Source organism: Mycobacterium sp. (assembly GCF_046091765.1).
GTDB lineage: Bacteria > Actinomycetota > Actinomycetes > Mycobacteriales > Mycobacteriaceae > Mycobacterium.
The window spans coordinates 1-17,960 of sequence record NZ_JBJTCF010000043.1 but is presented as its reverse complement, the minus strand read 5'-3'; the positions used below and the strand labels follow the sequence as shown (position 1 = coordinate 17,960).

21 protein-coding genes, 1 tRNA gene and 1 pseudogene are annotated in these 17,960 nt (G+C 71.1%); 17 read left to right on the top strand and 6 right to left on the bottom strand.

Annotation, left to right across the window (positions count from 1 at the left end; translation table 11 throughout):
- The first annotated feature begins 26 nt into the window (after positions 1 to 26).
- Complete coding sequence (locus ACKOB8_RS03825; RefSeq protein WP_526375812.1) at positions 27 to 1,040, top strand: MBL fold metallo-hydrolase; 1,014 nt, start codon at positions 27 to 29, stop codon at positions 1,038 to 1,040.
- Positions 1,037 to 1,720 carry a YoaK family protein gene (locus ACKOB8_RS03820; RefSeq protein ID WP_526375810.1) on the top strand — a complete coding sequence of 228 codons (684 nt, stop codon included), beginning with the start codon at positions 1,037 to 1,039 and terminating at the stop codon, positions 1,718 to 1,720. Before ACKOB8_RS03825 ends, ACKOB8_RS03820 begins: the two co-directional genes overlap by 4 nt.
- On the opposite strand, the gene ACKOB8_RS03815 is transcribed toward ACKOB8_RS03820, so the two are convergent.
- Together ACKOB8_RS03815 and ACKOB8_RS03810 are read right to left on the bottom strand one after the other, a co-directional pair.
- A complete protein-coding gene (locus ACKOB8_RS03815) occupies positions 1,702 to 3,693 on the bottom strand; it encodes an ATP-dependent DNA helicase (protein WP_526375808.1) in 1,992 nt (663 codons plus the stop codon). The two genes, ACKOB8_RS03820 and ACKOB8_RS03815, sit on opposite strands and share 19 nt — an antisense overlap.
- Complete coding sequence (locus ACKOB8_RS03810) at positions 3,690 to 5,021, bottom strand: nicotinate phosphoribosyltransferase (protein ID WP_526375806.1); 1,332 nt, start codon at positions 5,019 to 5,021, stop codon at positions 3,690 to 3,692. The genes ACKOB8_RS03815 and ACKOB8_RS03810 overlap by 4 nt, the downstream gene beginning before the upstream one ends.
- A gap of 51 nt (positions 5,022 to 5,072) precedes the next feature.
- On the opposite strand from ACKOB8_RS03810, the gene clpS reads away from it, so the two are divergent.
- From clpS to ACKOB8_RS03755, 11 genes are read left to right on the top strand one after another with little or no spacing between them, the layout of a single operon-like run.
- Entirely contained in the window at positions 5,073 to 5,378 is a 306-nt protein-coding gene (gene clpS / locus ACKOB8_RS03805; RefSeq protein ID WP_526375804.1) for an ATP-dependent Clp protease adapter ClpS, read from the top strand.
- A 5-nt stretch (positions 5,379 to 5,383) separates the two neighbouring features.
- On the top strand, positions 5,384 to 5,959 hold the full coding sequence (gene aosR / locus ACKOB8_RS03800) for an oxidative stress transcriptional regulator AosR (protein ID WP_526375802.1): 576 nt from the start codon (positions 5,384 to 5,386) through the stop codon (positions 5,957 to 5,959).
- Positions 5,956 to 7,014, top strand: a complete 1,059-nt coding sequence (locus tag ACKOB8_RS03795) for a P1 family peptidase (protein WP_526375800.1) — start codon at positions 5,956 to 5,958, stop codon at positions 7,012 to 7,014. Before aosR ends, ACKOB8_RS03795 begins: the two co-directional genes overlap by 4 nt.
- A 13-nt stretch (positions 7,015 to 7,027) precedes the next feature.
- Positions 7,028 to 7,465: a M67 family metallopeptidase gene (locus ACKOB8_RS03790; protein ID WP_526375798.1), complete on the top strand. Its 438-nt coding sequence runs from the start codon at positions 7,028 to 7,030 to the stop codon at positions 7,463 to 7,465.
- Positions 7,462 to 7,734 carry a MoaD/ThiS family protein gene (locus tag ACKOB8_RS03785; protein ID WP_526375796.1) on the top strand — a complete coding sequence of 91 codons (273 nt, stop codon included), beginning with the start codon at positions 7,462 to 7,464 and terminating at the stop codon, positions 7,732 to 7,734. The genes ACKOB8_RS03790 and ACKOB8_RS03785 overlap by 4 nt, the downstream gene beginning before the upstream one ends.
- Before the next feature lie 7 nt (positions 7,735 to 7,741).
- Positions 7,742 to 8,710: a PLP-dependent cysteine synthase family protein gene (locus ACKOB8_RS03780; RefSeq protein WP_526375794.1), complete on the top strand. Its 969-nt coding sequence runs from the start codon at positions 7,742 to 7,744 to the stop codon at positions 8,708 to 8,710.
- Between the two features lies 1 nt (position 8,711).
- On the top strand, positions 8,712 to 9,377 hold the full coding sequence (locus tag ACKOB8_RS03775) for a rhomboid family intramembrane serine protease (protein WP_526375792.1): 666 nt from the start codon (positions 8,712 to 8,714) through the stop codon (positions 9,375 to 9,377).
- Positions 9,374 to 10,219, top strand: a complete 846-nt coding sequence (murI, locus tag ACKOB8_RS03770; RefSeq protein ID WP_526375790.1) for a glutamate racemase — start codon at positions 9,374 to 9,376, stop codon at positions 10,217 to 10,219. Before ACKOB8_RS03775 ends, murI begins: the two co-directional genes overlap by 4 nt.
- Before the next feature lie 32 nt (positions 10,220 to 10,251).
- Complete coding sequence (locus ACKOB8_RS03765; RefSeq protein ID WP_526375788.1) at positions 10,252 to 11,019, top strand: cyclic nucleotide-degrading phosphodiesterase; 768 nt, start codon at positions 10,252 to 10,254, stop codon at positions 11,017 to 11,019.
- A gap of 24 nt (positions 11,020 to 11,043) precedes the next feature.
- Positions 11,044 to 11,823, top strand: a complete 780-nt coding sequence (rph, locus tag ACKOB8_RS03760) for a ribonuclease PH (RefSeq protein WP_526375786.1) — start codon at positions 11,044 to 11,046, stop codon at positions 11,821 to 11,823.
- A gap of 14 nt (positions 11,824 to 11,837) precedes the next feature.
- Positions 11,838 to 12,461: a non-canonical purine NTP pyrophosphatase gene (locus ACKOB8_RS03755; protein WP_526375784.1), complete on the top strand. Its 624-nt coding sequence runs from the start codon at positions 11,838 to 11,840 to the stop codon at positions 12,459 to 12,461.
- Here ACKOB8_RS03755 and ACKOB8_RS03750 read toward each other — a convergent pair.
- On the bottom strand, positions 12,451 to 12,798 hold the full coding sequence (locus tag ACKOB8_RS03750; RefSeq protein ID WP_526375782.1) for a DUF3817 domain-containing protein: 348 nt from the start codon (positions 12,796 to 12,798) through the stop codon (positions 12,451 to 12,453). The two genes, ACKOB8_RS03755 and ACKOB8_RS03750, sit on opposite strands and share 11 nt — an antisense overlap.
- The gene (locus ACKOB8_RS03745) at positions 12,795 to 13,166 is read right to left on the bottom strand and encodes a hypothetical protein (protein ID WP_526375780.1); all 372 of its coding nucleotides are present in this window, start codon (positions 13,164 to 13,166) and stop codon (positions 12,795 to 12,797) included. The genes ACKOB8_RS03750 and ACKOB8_RS03745 overlap by 4 nt, the downstream gene beginning before the upstream one ends.
- A gap of 53 nt (positions 13,167 to 13,219) precedes the next feature.
- Between ACKOB8_RS03745 and ACKOB8_RS03740 the strand changes: the two genes are divergently transcribed.
- The 4 genes from ACKOB8_RS03740 to ACKOB8_RS03725 all read left to right on the top strand — a co-directional run bounded on the left by ACKOB8_RS03740 (position 13,220) and on the right by ACKOB8_RS03725 (position 15,691).
- On the top strand, positions 13,220 to 13,465 hold the full coding sequence (locus ACKOB8_RS03740) for an AbrB/MazE/SpoVT family DNA-binding domain-containing protein (RefSeq protein WP_526375778.1): 246 nt from the start codon (positions 13,220 to 13,222) through the stop codon (positions 13,463 to 13,465).
- Positions 13,466 to 13,500: 35 nt separating this feature from the next.
- Positions 13,501 to 13,884 (top strand): PIN domain-containing protein, encoded by a 384-nt coding sequence (locus ACKOB8_RS03735; RefSeq protein WP_526375776.1) that lies wholly within the window; start codon positions 13,501 to 13,503, stop codon positions 13,882 to 13,884.
- A gap of 19 nt (positions 13,885 to 13,903) precedes the next feature.
- A tRNA-Leu gene (locus tag ACKOB8_RS03730) sits at positions 13,904 to 13,987 on the top strand.
- Between the two features lie 165 nt (positions 13,988 to 14,152).
- On the top strand, positions 14,153 to 15,691 hold the full coding sequence (locus tag ACKOB8_RS03725; RefSeq protein ID WP_526375774.1) for a hypothetical protein: 1,539 nt from the start codon (positions 14,153 to 14,155) through the stop codon (positions 15,689 to 15,691).
- A gap of 39 nt (positions 15,692 to 15,730) precedes the next feature.
- On the opposite strand, the gene ACKOB8_RS03720 is transcribed toward ACKOB8_RS03725, so the two are convergent.
- Together ACKOB8_RS03720 and ACKOB8_RS03715 are read right to left on the bottom strand one after the other, a co-directional pair.
- Complete coding sequence (locus ACKOB8_RS03720) at positions 15,731 to 17,533, bottom strand: hypothetical protein (protein WP_526375772.1); 1,803 nt, start codon at positions 17,531 to 17,533, stop codon at positions 15,731 to 15,733.
- A 22-nt stretch (positions 17,534 to 17,555) separates the two neighbouring features.
- Positions 17,556 to 17,960 (bottom strand): annotated as a pseudogene (locus ACKOB8_RS03715) (PGRS repeat-containing protein); the annotation flags it as partial.

Genomic DNA, 17,960 nt, shown 5'->3' with positions numbered 1-17,960 from the left:
AGCGCAATCCAGAAAGGCGCACGACAGTGCCACACGACGAGCCTGACGTCGCAGCGCTGCTGACCCCGGTCGATTCGCTCAGTGTCGATGTTCTCAGTGACAACGTCAGCGACACCTATGTGAGCAAGACCTCGTTCGCCCGCTCCGAGATCGACAACGTGGTCCGGGCCGGCGCTTCGGTGGTGTCCGGTGAGACGCTCCTGGTAGCCAATCTCGGCTACGGACTTCGGCTGCGCACCAGGACGTCGTCGGCCAAACACGTGCTGCTCTTCGACACCGGGACCGAGGGCGCGGCGTTCATCCGCAACTGCGCCAATCTCGGGATCGACCTCGGTGAGGTGGGGGCGATCGCCATCACGCACGGGCATTGGGACCACATGGGTGCGTTGCTCGATGCCGTCGATGCCGTCGTCAGCCGCCGCGGCTCGGTCACCGTGCATGTCAACCCGCTGATGTTCCGGCAGCGCGGCGTGCAACTCGGCGCCGGGCAGGTGATCCCGACCGAGACGGTTCCCACTCCCGGGCAGTTGGTCCACCACGGCGCAGCGGTCGTCAACGACGCCGGCCAGCGGCTGCTGCTGGACGGCCACTTCTACTACAGCGGGGTGATCCCGCGCGTGAGCCCGTTCGAGAAGGGTCGATCCGACCACCTGTGCCGCGAGCACGACGGGGACCCGTGGGAACCCGACCCGCTGCTGATGGACGAGCGGATGCTGGTCGCCCACGTGAAAGGGCTGGGGCTGATCGTGTTCAGCGCCTGCTCCCACGCCGGGATCGTCAACGTGTGCACCGAGGTCGCCCGACTCTTTCCGGATGTGCCCATTCACGCGGTGATGGGTGGCCTGCACCTGGGGGGCGTGATGGAGGCCGTGATCGCCCAGACGGTCGCGGGCCTGGCGCCCTTCGGGATCCGCTACATCATCGCCGGGCACTGCACCGGCTGGCGGGCCCTGCACGCCCTCGCCGACGCCTTCGGCGATTCGGTCAGTCAGTCGTCGGTCGGGACGAGCTATACCTTCGAGGCGGTTCCCCCGGCATGACAGTCGAATCGCCGGTCTCGGAACGGCTCACCGTCACCGCCCTGCTGTTGTTGACGTTCGCCACCGGACTGGTCGATGCCGTCAGTGTGCTCTGCCTCGGGCACGTCTTCGTCGCGAACATGACCGGCAACGTGATTTTCCTGGGTTTCTGGTTCGTCCCGCATTCCGGGGTCGACCTGACCGCCGCGGTCGTCGCGTTCGTCAGTTTTCTCACCGGCGCGGTGATCGGCGGGCGGTTCGCGCGGCTGCGCGATCGCGACGTGCGGCGCTGGATCACGACGGCGCTCGGGTGTGAGTTCCTGTTGCTGGCCGCGCTGTCGGGCCTCGCCGGTGCCGGGGTACTCGGCTACCGCGACGACACGAAGCTGATCCTCATCGCGGGCCTGGCGGTGAGCTTCGGTGCGCAGAACGCGACGGCACGCCTGTTCGGTGTTCAGGAGCTCAGCACCACCGTGCTGACCTCCACCATCGTCGGTATCGGAGCCGACAGCCGACTGGCCGGCGGCAGCGGGGCGCGCCGGAAGCTGCGCCTGACCGTGGTTGCCACCATGGTCGGTGGGGCGGTGGTCGGCGCGACGCTGACCCGATTCGTCGTGGCACCGGTGATCGCGCTGGCGGCCTGCGCCGTCGCCGCGAGCCTGCTCATCTTCCGCTGGGGCGGTCAGGACTCCGAGGCGTAGTCCGCGCTCGGAGCGCTCAGCCGTGCGAGAGCTTGTCGCACGACGGCGGGATCGGTGGTGGCCCAGAACGGCGGCAGCGACGCCCGCAGGTAGCCCGCGTAGCGGGCGGTCGCCAGCCGCGAGTCCAGAACCGCGACCACGCCGCGGTCGGTGGGCTGGCGCAGCAGCCGGCCCGCGCCCTGAGCCAGCAGCAGCGCCGCGTGGCCGGCGGCGATCGTGAGGAACCCGTTGCCGCCGCGGGCGGACACCGCGCGCTGGCGCGCCGCCATCAGCGGGTTGTCCGGCCGGGGGAACGGGATGCGGTCGATGATCACCAGCGACAACGAAGGTCCGGGCACGTCGACGCCCTGCCACAGCGACAGCGTCCCGAACAGCGAGGTCTGCGGGTCGGCGGCGAACTGCTCGACCAGCGCGGCGGTGCCGTCGTCGCCCTGGCAGAGCACCGGGGTGTCCAGCCGCTCCCGCATCCGCTCGGCGGCCTCCCGCGCGGCCCGCATCGAGGAGAACAAGCCCAGGGTGCGCCCGTCGCACGCCTCGATCAGGCCGGCGATCTCGTCGAGGGTCTGCGCCGGTGCGACCCCGTCGCGCCCCGGCGGCGGCAGGTGTGCGGCGACGTAGAGGATGCCCGCGCGGGCGTGGTCGAAGGGCGAGCCGACGTCCAGCCCGCGCCAGGCCGGTCCGTCGGTCAGGCCCCAGCTGTCGGCCATCGCGTCGAATGCGCCGCCGGCCTTGAGAGTGGCCGAGGTCAGGACGGCGGTCGTGGCGCCGAACAGTCCGCCGCCCAGCAGCTCGGCGACCGACAGCGGCGCGACCCGCAGCACCGGCCCGCGCTGCTCGTCCTGATCGAGCCACACCACCTCGGTCCGGTCGGGGATCGGCGGGGCGAAGGATTCCACCACTCGGGTGCAGACGTCGGCAATGTCGCCCAGCGCGACGATCGCCTCGGCTCGCGGCGCGGCGGCCTTCGGGTCCGCCGGTGCGGGGTCGATCGCCGATCGTGCGGCGGCGGCGGCGTCGCGCAGCACTGTCAGGTCTGCGGCCAGCGCGGCGTCGAGGCAGTCGATCTGGCGGGCGGGCGCCTCGCGCAGCGCGGCGCCGAGTGCGGCGACGGCCTGCTCGAGCCGGTGGGCGGGCTCCGGGCCGGCCAGGCGGGCGGCCCGCCGGGCGGTCGCCTCCAGAGCGCCGGGCGCCAGTTCGCCGGTGGCCACCGACGTCACCCGGTCGACCAGTTCGTGGGCCTCGTCGACGACCAGGAACTCGTGCTCGGGCAGCACCGCCGAGTCGGTGACGGCGTCGATCGCCAGCAGGGCATGGTTGGTGACGACGATGTCGGCCTGGCCGGCCTCGGCGCGGGCGATCTCGGCGAAGCAGTCGGCGCTGAACGGGCAGCGCGACGGCCCGAGGCACTCGCGCGCGGACACGCTCACCTGCGACCAGACCCGGTCGGCGACTCCGGGGCGGAGGTCGTCGCGGTCGCCGGTTTCCGTCGAGGATGCCCATACCGTCAGTCGTTGCACGTCGCGGCCCAGAGCACTGACGGGTTGGGGTTCGAACAGTTCCCCGGTCTCGGCCTCGTCGCCCTCTCCCGGGTCGTCGCCCTGAATCTTGTTGCGGCACAGATAGTTCTGCCTGCCTTTGAGCAGGGCGAAGCGCGGCCGGCGGGGCAGGGCGTCGGCCAGCGCGTCGGCCAGCAGCGGCAGGTCGCGATCGACCAGTTGACGCTGCAGGGCGATTGTGGCGGTGGACACCACCACCGGTGATTCGTCCCGCACGGCCCGCGCGAGGGCGGGCACTAGATAGGCCAGCGACTTCCCGGTCCCGGTGCCGGCCTGCACGGCCAGGTGCTCGCCGGTGGCGAAGGCCCGTTCGACGGCCTCGGCCATCTCGACCTGTCCGGGCCGCGGTGCACCGCCCAGTGCCGCGGTCGCCAGCCCGAGCAATTCGGAAAGATCGGCGGGCCGCGCGGCGTTCACCGCGCCGGCACCTGGCGGGTGGGGATGGCCGGTTCGCCGCGGGACAGGGCCAGCCCCGCCCAGGGCAAGCTGGCCAGTCCCCGGGCCAGCAGGTCGCGGGCCGCGCTCAGACCGTCCGGCCCGATCACCGGGTGGCCGCCGCGCACCAGCGGTGTGGTCAGCGCTCGCGCGTGCGCCTCGGCGTTCGGGGGGGCCCCGGCCGGGTGGACCAGTTCCTCCGAGACGACGCCCGTCGCGTCGGAGATTCTCGTCGCGCCCTTGCGGCCGCCGTGGGACTCCTTGTGGCTGCTGCGCTTGCGCACCGGGATCCCGTCGACCTCGACCAGTTTGTAGACCATGCCGGCGGTCGGGGCGCCGGATCCGGTGACCACCGAGGTTCCGACCCCGTAGGAGTCGACGGGTTCGGCGCGCAGCGCGGCGATCGCGTACTCGTCGAGGTCACCGGAGACCACGATCCGGGTTGCCGTCGCGCCGAGGGCGTCGAGCTGGTCGCGCACCTGGCGGACCAGCACGCCCAGATCCCCGGAGTCGATGCGCACCGCGCCCAGGCCGGTGCCCGCCACGGCGATCGCGTTGTCGACCCCGCGCCGCACATCGAAGGTGTCGACCAGCAGCGTGGTGTCGATCCCGAGTTCGGCGATCTGGGCGCGAAAGGCGGCCCGCTCCCAGTCGTCGGATTCCGGACTTCCCGCCGGACCTTTCTCGGCCCCGGCGTAGAGCAGGGTGAAGGCGTGCGCGGAGGTGCCTATCCCGGGAATCCCCCAGCGGCGGACGGCTTCGAGGTTGGAGGTGCCCGCGAAGCCGGCGATGTAGGCGGCGCGCGCGGCGGCGACCGCGGCCTGCTCGTGGGTGCGTCGCGACCCCATCTCGATGAGCGGGCGCCCCCCGGCTGCGCTGACCATCCGGGCGGCCGCCGAGGCGACCGCGCTGTCGTGATTGAGGATCGACAGCGCCAGTGTCTCCAGCACGACGCACTCGGCGAAGGTCCCGGTCACCGAAAGCACCGGCGATCCCGGGAAATAGAGTTCACCCTCGGCGTAGCCGTCGATGTCGCCGCCGAAGCGGAACCCGCGCAGATAGTCGAGGGTCGTCGGCGACAGGAACTCGGAGAGCGACGCCAGCGCCGGTGGGTCGAAAACGAAGCCGCCCAACGCTTCCAGAAACCGGTTCGTCCCGGCGAGCACCCCGTAGCGCCGTCCCTCGGGAAGCCGTCGGGCGAAGACCTCGAAGGTGGTTCGCCGCTGCGCCGAGCCGTCGCGCAGCGCAGCGGAAAGCATGGTCAGCTCGTATTTGTCGGTCAGCAGCGCCGGCGACGCGTCCCCAACCATGAGGGCAACGGTATCGGGTGGCCCCGGCGGTCGGCTCGCTATCCTTAGGCCATGGGCGCGTCATCGGCACCGACCCGGCCGGGTACCAGCGGAGTTCTCGAGGCCAGCGAAAAACAGGTCACCGACGCCCCCTGGGTGACCATCGTGTGGGACGATCCGGTGAACCTGATGACCTACGTCACCTACATCTTGCAGAAACTCTTCGGCTACAGCGAACCGCACGCCACCAAGCTGATGCTGCAGGTGCACAACGAGGGCAAGGCGGTGGTGTCCGCCGGCAGCCGCGAGGCGATGGAGGTCGACGTGGCCAAACTGCACGCCGCGGGCCTGTGGGCCACCCTGCAGCAGGACCGCTGACATTCGTGCGCAAGTGGAAGCGGGTCGACACCGCCGAAGGTCCCCGCTTCGTGTCGGCGATGGAGATTCACGAGGCGGCCCTGCTGCGGACCATGGCGACCTCGATGCTGGAGATGCTGCGCGAACGTCAGACGGCCGCGCCCTCGGACCCGCTCGAGCAGATCACCGGCATCCGCACCGGGCACTCCGTTCCGCCCGACGATGCGACCATGCGCCGGCTGCTGCCCGACTTCGTGCACGCCGATGCTGTCGGGCAGGAGGGGGAGGACTTCTCCAACAGCGCGCTGCGCAGCCTGCATGAGCCGAAGATCATCGACGGGAAGATCGCTGCCGCGCAACAGCTTCTGCAGACCCTGCCCGAGGAGGGCGGCCGCCTGGAGTTGACCACCGACGACGCCGAGGCCTGGATCGCCGCGGTCAACGACATCCGGCTGGCGCTGGGCACCATGCTGGGTATCGGCCCGGATGCACCCGACCGGCTGCCGCCCGGCCATCCGATGGCCGGTCACCTCGACGTCTATCAGTGGCTGACCGTGCTCCAGGAATACCTGGTGATCGGGTTGATGGGCAAGGCCAGGTGAGCGGGGCGATCACCGACGTCGCCGGGATTCTGGTCGGCCACCATCAGCGCTGCGATCCCGACGCGACGGCGATGGATTTCTCCGCCCCGGACCGGCCCATCCCGGGCCGCGGGTGGGCGTGCGGGACCACGGTGGTGGTGGCGCCGCCGGGCACGGTCGGTGCCGTCGACGTCCGCGGTGCCGCACCCGGCAGCCGCGAGACCGATCTGCTGGAGGCCTCCAACACCATTCGGTTCGTTGACGCGGTCGTGCTGACCGGCGGCAGTGCGTTCGGCCTGGCCGCCGCCGACGGCGTGATGCGCTGGCTGGAGGAGAGCGGTCGCGGGGTGCAACTGAGGGGCGGGACGGTCCCGATCGTCCCGGCCGCGGTCATCTTCGATCTGCGGGTCGGCGACTGGTCGAGTCGCCCGGACGCCTCCTTCGGCTACGCCGCCGCGGCCGCAGCCGGACCCGAGGTGGCGGTCGGCAGCGTCGGAGCCGGGGTGGGTGCCCGCGCGGGTGGTCTCAAAGGAGGGGTGGGAACCGCCTCGGTGCTGCTGGAGTCCGGTGTGCGGGTGGGCGCGATCGCCGTGGTCAACGCCGCCGGGGAGGTGGTGGACCCCGCGACCGGGCTGCCGTGGATGGCCGATCTGATCGCCGAGTTCGGGCTGCGGGCGCCCCCGCGCGAGCAGGTCGCCGCGTACGCCGCGCGAAGACGCGAACCCGGGCCGCTGAACACCACGATCGCGGTGATCGCCACCGATGCCGCGCTGAGCAAGGCCGCGTGCCGCCGCGTCGCGATGGCCGCCCACGACGGTCTGGCCCGGGCGATCCGGCCGGCGCACACCCCCTACGACGGCGATGCGGTGTTCGTCCTGGCCACCGGTGCGGTGGCGGTCCCACCGGCCCCGGACACCCCCGCGGCGATGTCGGCGGAGACCGCGCTGACCGCCGCGGTGGGCGCGGCGGCGGCCGACGCCCTGGCGCGAGCGGTGCTGGTCGGGGTGCTCGCCGCCGAGCCGGTCGCCGGAATACCGGGCTACCGTGACATGTTCCCCGATGCAATCGGGACGTGAGGAGGATCGCGCGATGCTGGTGATTCGGGCCGACCTCGTCGAGGCCATGGTCGCCCACGCCCGCCGGGACCACCCCGACGAGGCCTGCGGTCTGCTGGCCGGACCGGAGGACTCCGATCGCCCGGAGCGCCACATCGCCATGACCAACGCCGAACGGTCCCCGACGTTCTACCGGTTCGACCCGGCCGAACAGATTCGGGTGTGGCGCGGCCTGGAGGCTGCGGGGGAGGCGCCGATCGTGGTCTACCACTCCCACACCGCCACCGCCGCCTACCCCAGCCGTTCGGACATCGCCTACGCCGGCGAACCCGACGCCCACTACGTGCTGATCTCCACCCGCGATCCGGACGTCGAGGAAGTGCGCAGCTTCCGCATCGTCGACGGGGTGGTCACCGAGGAGCCGGTCAGCATCGTCGAGCGCTACCCGGCCGACCGGACGGCGCCCCGATGAGCGTGACGGTGTCGGTGCCGACCATCCTGCGCAGCCTGACCGGCGGCCAGAAACGGGTGACCGCGCAGGGCGCCACGCTGCGGGCGGTGATCGACGACCTGGAGGCCAACCATCCCGGGATCGGCCGGCGGCTGGCCGTCGACGGCACACTGAACCGCTACATCAACATCTACGTCAACGACGAGGACGTCCGATTCTCCGGCGGGCTGGACACCGCCGTGGGCGACGGCGACGCCGTGACGATCCTGCCCGCGGTCGCCGGCGGGTGAGATCGCGGTGACCCGGTACGCCTCGCTGCTGCAGGCGGTCGGCGACACCCCGCTGGTCGGCCTGTCGCGGCTCTCGCCGCGGTGGGACGACGGTGCCGCTGCGCACGTGCGGCTGTGGGCCAAGATGGAGGACCGCAACCCCACCGGCTCGGTCAAGGACCGCGCCGCGCTGGCCATGATCGAGCGGGCCGAGGCCGACGGTGTGCTGCGTCCGGGTTCGACGATCCTGGAGCCCACCAGTGGCAACACCGGCATCTCGCTGGCGATGGCCGCCCGGCTCAAGGGCTACCGGCTGATCTGCGTGATGCCGGAGAACACCTCCGTCGAGCGGGCCCAACTGCTGGAGCTCTTCGGCGCGGAGATCATCTCCTCGCCGGCCGAGGGCGGCTCCAACACCGCGGTCGCGGTGGCCAAACAGCTGGCCGCCGAGCATCCCGAGTGGGTGATGCTCTACCAGTACGGCAACCCGGCCAACACCGAGGCGCACTACCGCGGCACCGGACCCGAACTGCTGGCCGACCTCCCCGAGATCACCCACTTCGTGGCCGGCCTGGGCACCAGCGGCACCCTGATGGGCACCGGGCGGTACCTGCGCGAGCACGTCCCCGGGATCGCGATCATCGCCGCCGAACCCCGCTACGGCGAGGACGTCTACGCGCTGCGCAACATCGACGAGGGCTTCATCCCCGAGCTCTACGACCCCGAGGTGCTGACCGCCCGCTACTCGGTCGGCGCCGCCGACGCGCTGCGGCGCACGCGCGAGCTCGCCTCGGTCGAGGGCATCTTCGCCGGGGTGTCCACCGGCGCGATCCTGCACGCCGCGCTGGCCGCGGGCGACAAGGCGCGCAGCGCCGGGCGGCGCGCCGACATCGCCTTCATCGTGTGCGACGCGGGCTGGAAGTATCTGTCGACCGGGGCCTACGCCGGTAGCCTCGAGGAGGCCGAGCAAGCGTTGGAGGGTCAGCTGTGGGCGTGAGATGGGCATGACCGCCGCCGGCCAGCTCGCCCGCCCGCCGGCGTGGAAGGTCGGCGGAGCCACCGTGCTGTCCTTCGTGGCGCTGCTCTATCTGGTGGAGATCGTCGACCAGCTCAGCGGGCACAAGCTGGACCGCAACGGCATCCGGCCGCTGGAGACCGACGGGCTGTGGGGCGTGCTGTTCGCCCCGCTGCTGCACGCCGACTGGCAGCACCTGTTCGCCAACACCATCCCGCTGCTGGTGCTGGGCTTCCTGGTGACCCTGGCGGGCATGGGGCGGTTCGTGTGGGCCACCGCGATCATCTGGATCCTCGGCGGCCTGGGCACCTGGCTGATCGGCGACCTCGGCGGCTGCCGGCTGGAAACCAACCACATCGGCGCCTCCGGGCTGATCTTCGGCTGGCTCACCTTTCTGCTGTTGTTCGGCTGGTTCACCCGCCACCTCTGGCAGATCGTCGTCGGGCTGGCGGTGCTGTTCGTCTACGGCGGGATTCTGTGGGGCGCGGTTCCGGTGCTCGACCGGTGCGGGGGAGTGTCCTGGCAGGGACACCTGTGCGGGGCGATCGCCGGCGTGCTGGCGGCCTACTGGTTGTCGCGCCCGGAGCGCGAGGCGCGCGCTGGCGCGCGCACCCCCTCGGCCGGGCAGCTTCCCGGGATCACGTCGTGAGTGCGGGGCCCGCCGATCCCCAGGCGCCGATCGGCATCTTCGACTCCGGCGTGGGGGGTCTGACAGTGGCCCGCGCCATCATCGACCAGCTGCCCGACGAGCACCTCGTCTACGTCGGGGACACCGCGCACGGCCCCTACGGCCCGCTGACCATCCCCGAGGTGCGCGCGCACGCCCTGGCGATCGGTGACGACCTGGTCGGCCGCGGCGTCAAGGCGCTGGTGATCGCCTGCAACACCGCCTCGTCGGCGTGCCTGCGCGACGCCCGGGAACGCTACGACGTCCCGGTGATCGAGGTGATCCTGCCCGCGGTGCGGCGCGCGGTGGCGGCCACCCGCAGCGGACGCATCGGGGTGATCGGCACCGAGGCGACCATCTCCTCGGGCGCCTACACCGACGCCTTCGCCGCCGCACCCGACGTCGAGGTCACCGCGGTGGCCTGCCCGCGGTTCGTCGACTTCGTCGAGCGGGGGGTGACCAGCGGCCGGCAGGTGCTGGGCCTCGCCGAGGCGTATCTGGAGCCGATGCAGCGCGCCCGGATCGACACCCTGGTGCTGGGATGCACGCACTACCCGCTGCTGTCCGGGGTGATCCAGCTGGCGGTGGGCGACTCCGTCACGCTGGTATCCAGCGCGGAGGAGACCGCCAAAGAATTGCTGCGCGTGCTCACCGAGCGCGACCTGCTGCGCCCGCACCCCGAAACCGCCGAGGCCGCGGCCCGCCGGGTCTTCGAGTCGACCGGCGACCCGGCCACGTTCAGCGGGCTGGCCGCGCGCCTGCTCGGCCCGGCGATCGTCGGGGTGGGCCCGCCCGGCCGGCAGGTCGCGGTGCCGAACGCCTGACCGCGCCCGCGTCGGCGTGGCAAGCTGATGTGGTGCAGATCACCATCCTGGGCTGCTCGGGGAGCGTCGTCGGGCCGGACTCGCCGGCGTCGGGCTATCTGCTGTCCGCGCCCGACACCCCGCCGCTGGTGATGGATTTCGGGGGCGGGGTGCTGGGGGCGTTGCAGCGCTACGCCGACCCCAACGAGGTGCACGTCCTGCTCACCCATCTGCACGCCGATCACTGCCTGGACCTGCCGGGCCTGTTCGTCTGGCGCCGCTACCACCCGACGCCGGCCACCAAGCGCGGCATGATGTTCGGCCCCGCCGACACCTGGGCCCGGCTGGCGGCCGCCTCCTCACCGCTGGGTGGTGAACTCGACGACTTCGCCGACGTCTTCGACGTCGAGCACTGGGTCGACGGCGAGCCGGTCCGGGTCGGCGCGCTGAGCGTGCTGCCCCGGCTGGTCAACCATCCCACCGAGTCTTACGGGTTGCGGATCACCGACGCCGCCGGCGCGACCCTGGTCTACAGCGGGGACACCGGATTCTGCGAATCGCTGGTCGAACTGGCCGGCGGCGCCGACGCGTTCCTGTGTGAGGCGTCCTGGACCGACGCGCCCGACCGGCCCCCGCATCTGCACCTGTCCGGCACCGAGGCCGGCCGCATCGCCACCCGGGCCGGCGTGGGCGAGCTGCTGCTGACCCACATCCCGCCGTGGACCTCGCGCGAGGACGTCATCGGCGAGGCCAAGGCCGAGTTCGACGGCCCGGTGCGGGCGGTGCTGCCCGGGGAGTGCATCGAGGTTCGCCGCTGCTGAGTTCCCCCGGGTTAGGGTTTGCGGGTGCCACAGCGACAGGACGGCCGCGAGGACCTTGAACTGCGGCCGGTGGTCATCACCCGGGGATTCACCTCCCACCCCGCGGGCTCGGTGCTCATCGCCTGCGGGGAGACCCGGGTGATGTGCACCGCGAGTGTCACCGAGGGGGTGCCGCGCTGGCGCAAGGGTTCCGGGCTGGGATGGCTGACCGCCGAGTACGCGATGTTGCCCGCCGCGACCCACACCCGCAGCGACCGCGAGTCGGTCAAGGGCCGGTTGGGCGGGCGCACCCAGGAGATCAGCCGGCTGGTCGGGCGCTCGCTGCGCGCGTGCATCGACTTGGCCGCGCTGGGGGAGAACACCATCGCCATCGACTGCGACGTGCTGCAGGCCGACGGCGGCACCCGCACCGCCGCGATCACCGGGGCCTATGTGGCGCTGTGCGACGCGGTGACCTATCTGGCGGCCGGCGGCAAACTCACCGATCCGCGTCCGGTGTCGTGCGGGATCGCCGCGGTCAGCGTCGGGGTGGTCGACGGGCGGGTGCGCGTCGATCTGCCCTACGAGGAGGACGCCCGCGCCGAGGTGGACATGAACGTGGTGGCCACCGACACCGGGACGCTGGTGGAGATCCAGGGCACCGGGGAGGGCGCGACCTTCCCGCGCTCCACCCTGGACAAGATGCTCGACGCCGCGTTCGGCGCGTGCGAGCAACTCTTCGCCGTTCAGCGCGAGGCGCTGGCGCTGCCCTACCCGGGAGTGCTGCCCGAGGGCCCGCCGCCCAAGAAGGCGTTCGGAAGCTGACGCGGGCCGCCGCGATGACCCGCCTGCTGGTGGCCAGCCGCAACCGCAAGAAGCTGGCCGAGTTGCGCCGGGTGCTCGACGCCGCCGGGATCACCGGGCTGGACCTGCTGACCCTCGACGACGTCGCGCCCTACCCGGAGGCCCCGGAGACCGGCGCGACCTTCGAGGAGAACGCGATCGCCAAGGCCCGCGACGGCTTCGCGGCCACCGGGTTGGCGACCCTGGCGGATGACTCGGGCCTGGAAGTGGCCGCGCTGCGCGGGATGCCCGGCGTGCTCTCGGCGCGCTGGGCCGGCCGCCACGGCGACCCCGAGGCCGATGTCGCCAACTACTCGCTGCTGCTGGCCCAGCTCCACGACGTCCCCGATGCGCGGCGCACGGCGGCGTTCGTCTCGGCGTGCGCGCTGGTGTCGGGTGCCGGGCAGACCGTGGTGCGGGGGCAGTGGCCGGGGGTCATCGCCCGGAAGCCATTGGGAGACAACGGTTTCGGCTATGACCCGGTGTTCATCCCCGAGGGCGAGACCCGCAGCGCCGCCCAGTTGAGCGCGGCGGAGAAGGACGCGGTCTCCCACCGCGGGCGGGCGTTGAGCCTGCTGCTGCCGGCGCTGCGGGAACTGGCTGGAGCTTCTAAAGATTGAAGCGCTGCTTGACCTCGCGGGTCTGCACCTGCTCGACGATGATCCCCAGCAGCGGGATGGTGCCGGCCAGCAGCACCCCGATGGTCTTGGCGATCGGCCAGCGCACCTTGACCGCGAGGTTGGCCGTGCACAGCAGGTACACGAAGTACACCCAGCCGTGCACCACGCCGATCCAGTCCGGCGGGTTGTCGACCTTGACCGCGTATTTGAGCACCATCTCGTAGCACAGTGCGATCAGCCAGACGCCGGTCGCCCACGCCAGCACCCGGTAGGCGTTGAGGGCCGAGCGGATCTTCTCCACCGGCGCGAGCGGCTGGGCTTCGGGCGTGTCGGTCATGGGGCGGTCCTTTTGTCGTGCTCGGCCCCCTCGGCGAGGGAAGCGAGATAGGCGTTGTACTCGCGCAGTACGGGATCGGGGGAGGGCGCCTGCGCGGAAGGGCGATCGGGCAGCAGCCCGGGCGGGATCTCGGTGGGGGTCTGGATGTCCGGGGTCGGCGGGGCCTGCTCGTAGCGGACGAACTTGCGGTAGGCGTAGACGCAGAACGCCGCGAACATCGGCCACTGCAGCGCGTAGCCGAGATTCTGGAAGTTCCCCGACGCCGACTCGTAGCGGGTCCACTGCCACCAGCCCAGGGCCAGGCAGCCCGCCGCGGCGACGATGACGAGCAGGACCAGCGCGAACCTGCGGCGTCGGGGACTCGGCACCCCCCGAACCTACCCCGCGGGCCTTCCTACCAAATGATTGGTAATGTACTGCCATGAAAGTGACAATCGACAGCGTGGGCCGACTGGTGATCCCCAAGGCGCTGAGGGACGCGCTGGGGATCACACCGGACACCCCCCTGGAATTGATCCCCGATGGTGCCGGGCTGAGGATCGAACCCGTGCGAGCGGGGCGGCGCACGGTTGAGACCCGCGACGGCCTGCCGATTTTGGGCAAGGTCGAGGGCGCGAGCGTGACCGACGAGGATGTCCGTCGACTTCGAGACGATCTTCAGCGGTGAGATCCCGCGGTGACAGGTGGGCGTGCGACACCAGCGTGGCTGTAGCCGCCCTCGACCCGACCCACGAGGCACACCGCGCGTGCCGTCGGACCCTGGTCGATCTTCGGCCAGCGCTCGCCGGGCATGCGGTGTTCGAGACGTACTCGGTGTTGACCCGGTTGCCGGTGGAATTGCGGTTGAGCGCCGATCAGGCTGTGTCGGTCCTGGCGGCAGCATTTGCCGACGATTGCTGGCTGGACGGGGCCGCCACCCTCGATCTGCGGGACCGACTGGCCGACGCCGGTATCGTCGGCGGTTCTGTGTACGACGCTCTTGTGGGCTGGGCCGCCTCCGTGAACGGTCGGACCCTTCTCACCCGTGATCGACGTGCCGAACGCACCTACCGCTCACTTGCGCTCGCCTACCGCTTCGTGGAATGACGTTAGGATCGGGTTCTTCGCGGGCGTGACGAAATTGGCATACGTGATGGCTTTAGGTGCCATTGCTCGAAAGAGCGTGAGGGTTCGAGTCCCTCCGCCCGCACAAATCGCGACCGCGTGCTGTATTACAGGCACATGACCAGCCTCACCCGCACCGCAGGATCGTGAACAAGGACCGCGACCCCGCCAGCCTTCCCGATCGGCCCGCCACGAAGCCCGAGTACGTCCGTTTCGCCAACCCTTGACCGAGACCCTTGGAGGCCAGAGCATGTCGTCCCGGTCGCGGTGGCAGTCGTTGTTTTCCCCAGGCGACACCAATGCACTGTTCGCCCTGCTGCTCGACAACGTCGTCAACCTGGTCGCACTCAGCGGTATCTTGGTGTTCCAGTTCGGGTTTCCGGCGGATTTCCTGCTGACCCGGATGATCCCGGGAACCGCCCTCGGGGTCATGATCGGGGACCTGTTGTACACGTGGATGGCCGTCCGGAAGGGTGGGCGGCGCACGGCCATGCCCCTGGGCCTGGACACGCCGTCCACCATCGGGCTGGCGCTGATCGTCCTCGGTCCGGTGTACGTACAGACCCAAGACCCGTACGTGACCTGGGCGACCGGGATGGCGACGCTGTTCCTCATCGGCGTGACCAAGGTCGTGCTGGCCTTCTTCGGCGACGCGGTGGCGCGAATCATGCCGCAGGCGGCCCTGCTGGGGCCACTCGCCGGGGTGGGGCTTGCCCTACTGGGCTTGATTCCCGTGGTCCAGATCTTCGAAGAACCCGTCGCCGGCCTGGTCGGAGCCGGACTGGTCCTCTACACGCTGATCGCCAAATACCAGCTGCCCGGGCGTATCCCCGGTGCCCTGGCCGCCGTCGCGGTCGCGGTCGCGCTCTACTGGGCGATGGACCTGTTGGGAATCCACCCGGCCCACTCCTCGGACGCGGTTGCCGCGTTTGCGCTGCACGTGCCGGTGCCTGAGGTCGGGCAGCTGCTGGCCGGCTTGCCGCGAGCCCTGGAGTTCCTGCCCGTCAGCCTGCCCTTCGGCTTGCTGACCATCATCGGCGGCATCAACGCGACCGCATCGGCCCGGGCGGCCGGCGACGAGTACCGCACCCGGGACATCCTTCTGGTCGAGGCGGGGTCCACTCTCGTGGCGGCCGTTTTCGGCGGCGTCGCACAGTCCACGCCCTACATCGGGCACCCGGCGTACAAGGCCATGGGCGCGCGGGCCGGCTACACCCTGCTGACCGGACTTATCGTCGGAATAGGCGGCATGATCGGACTGCTGGGAGCTTTGGTGAACGTCTTGCCCGAGGTGGCGGTCGCCCCGATCCTGCTGTTCGTGGGTATCGAGATCACGGTCCAGGCCGTGCGGGTGCCCGATCCGCGGCACCTGCCAGCGGTGGCGTTCAGCATCGTGCCGGTGCTGGCCTACCTGGTGTCGATCTACACCAACCAACTGCGTGGGGCGGTGTCCGACTCCAACCCGGTTCTGGCGGAACAACTTTCGACGATATCTATCGTGGGTCAGGGCTTCATCCTGACTGCCATGCTGTGGGGCGGTGCGGTGGCCTTCCTGCTGGACCGCCGGGCCGGGGCCGTAGCGGCGACCTTTGCGGTTCTGGCCGTCTTCAGCCTCTTCGGCGTCATTCACTCGGTCGACCCCAGCGGCGGGTTGCAGCTGCCCTCGGCGCGGCCCGTTGAGATCGCGTCGGCCTACTGCCTGACCGGTGCGTTGCTGGCCTGCCTCATGGTGCTGGCCGGGCGAGGGGGCGGTACCGATGAGGCGAGAGGCCGGGATCAAGTCCGCTGACCTGCCCAGCCGGACGAGGTTCGAGTGCCTCTGTCCGCACTATCCGGTCGCGAACGGGTTGAAGAGCGAGACGGTGTCGAAGCCCGCGGTGGCGTTGTAGGTCGACCAGGTGGGGATGTCGATCAGCGGGGTCAGAATCTTAAAGGAGACCTTGTTGCCCGACGGTGCGGCCAGGCTGGCGTAGGAGGTGCCCAGCCCGGTGTTGCCGAGAAAGAAATAGGTGAACATCGAGCCCACCGGTGGCACCTGGCCCGGCGCGGTGCCCGCGTCGCCGCCGCGCACGTCGGTGACCAGGATGGCTTGGCTGGAGTTGCCCCACAAGTCGTACTGGAGGGACACGTCGGCATCGACGCTGCCCCGCAGCGCGCCGGCGCGGTCGTACATGCCGAACTGCTGATAGCCCTGGATCTGAATCTCCCGGGGCGGCAGGCCGTTCACTCCCGACGGGTACAGCGGCGAGACGGGCAGCAGGCTGTAGCCGCCGGCGATCGGCAACCGTGTGACCGGCGGCAGCGCCGCGGCGTCGAGCAGATTCAACGGGAAGGTCCGGATGTTGGACACCGTGTCGCCGTCGACCAGGATCACCGACACCACGTTTCCCGACGGTGCGGGCAGCGACGAATAGAGACCGTAGCGGGTGTCGGCGCCCTCGTAGATCACGTTGTAGACCGAGCCGACCGGCGGGACATCGCCGGGACGCGTCCCGGGGGTGCCCTCGACGACCCTGGTCACCAGGATCGCCTGGGTGTAGAGGCCGAACACGTCGGCGGTGGGTGTCACCACGCCCTCGAAACTGCCGACCGCCTCACCTGAGGCGTCGCGGACGTCGAACACCTGCCGGGCCTGCACGGTGGTGAAGATGGGCAGGAATCCGCTTGTCCCGACGTATGTTTCACCGGCCGGGTCGGCCGGGGCGATGCTGTAGCCGTTGGCGAGATTGATCGGGCGGTTGTCCACCGTGCGGTCGGCGATTCCCGCCGAGGCGTCGAAGGTGAACGGAATCGGAATGTCCCCGAACGGCGTCACGATCTTGTAGGAGATCACCGCCTTGGGTGCCGCCGGCATCGCGGTGTAGGACCACCCGAAGCCGCCGATCAGGTCGAAGTTCGCGATCAGCGAGCCCACCGGCGGAACCTGACCGGGGCCGGTGCCGACATTGGTGCCGTCGTTGGCGGTGACGAGCAGTTCGACGTATTTCCCGCGCAGATTGAACGGGCTGCCCGTGCTCACCAGCGCGTCGAAGTTCCCAAGATTCTCCCGCGTCACCGGTTCGACGACGCTGTACTTCTGCTGACCCTGCACCAGGGTCGGACCACCCGGCCAGAAGGTCCACGGTCCGTAGAACGACGTGACGAGTTCGGTGCCGCTGGGCACCAGGTCGTAGCCGTCGACGACGACGGTCTGGTTCAGCGTCGACCGGGTCGGCCCGAGGTAGCTGCCGATTGCGATCGCCCGCCACGTCGCCTGCACCATTCCCAACAACGACGAAGCGACCATCGCCACGGTTTCCCTCGGTGCGGGCCTCGGGGGCAGGGCGTCGGGGTTCACGGCGGCCCTCGGCGCGGCCGGCACACCCGCGAGCGCCGGCGTGCCCGTCGCGTGAGCCGATCGCCGGGCGGCAGACGGCCTGCCCCGCACCGCCGGGGCGGTCAGGCGGTGGGCCGCCCGGGCCGCTGTCACCCGCGCCGCGTCGCCACGGGGTGCACTGTTCGCGGCCGCACTGGACACGTCGGCGGACCCGGGGTCGGCGGAGGCGACCGCGCATCCCGTCCAGGCCGCCACCCCGATGCCCAGGGCGGCGGCCACACCGCCTGCCCTGACGAGGTTGACCGCCGTCCTCATCACCCCTGGCTTCCCGCGGGCGTCAGCCCGGGCTACCGGAGCTGCCGTTGGTCGCCGTCGAGCCGGCACCGGTGGCGGTCGCGGTGCCGCCGGTACCGCCGGAACCACCCGGCGAACCGCCGTTGCCGCCGTTGCCGCCGGTGGTCGGGGTGTTGGTTCCGGTGGACGTGGCCGCGCCGCCGCCACCGCCGTTGCCGCCGCTGCCGGTGACCCCGGTGACCCCGGCGCCGCCGGTGCCACCCACGCCGCCGGTGACGGTGGTGCTGTTGCCCGCCGACGAGGCGCTGCCGCCGTCGCCGCCGTTGCCGCCGTTGCCGTTGGTGGAGACACCGCCCGCGCCGCCGTTGCCTCCGGTCGCCCGCCAGTTGCCGACGGCGGTGGTGGTCGCCGCCCCGCCCTTGCCGCCGGTGCCGGCTGTGCCGTTGCT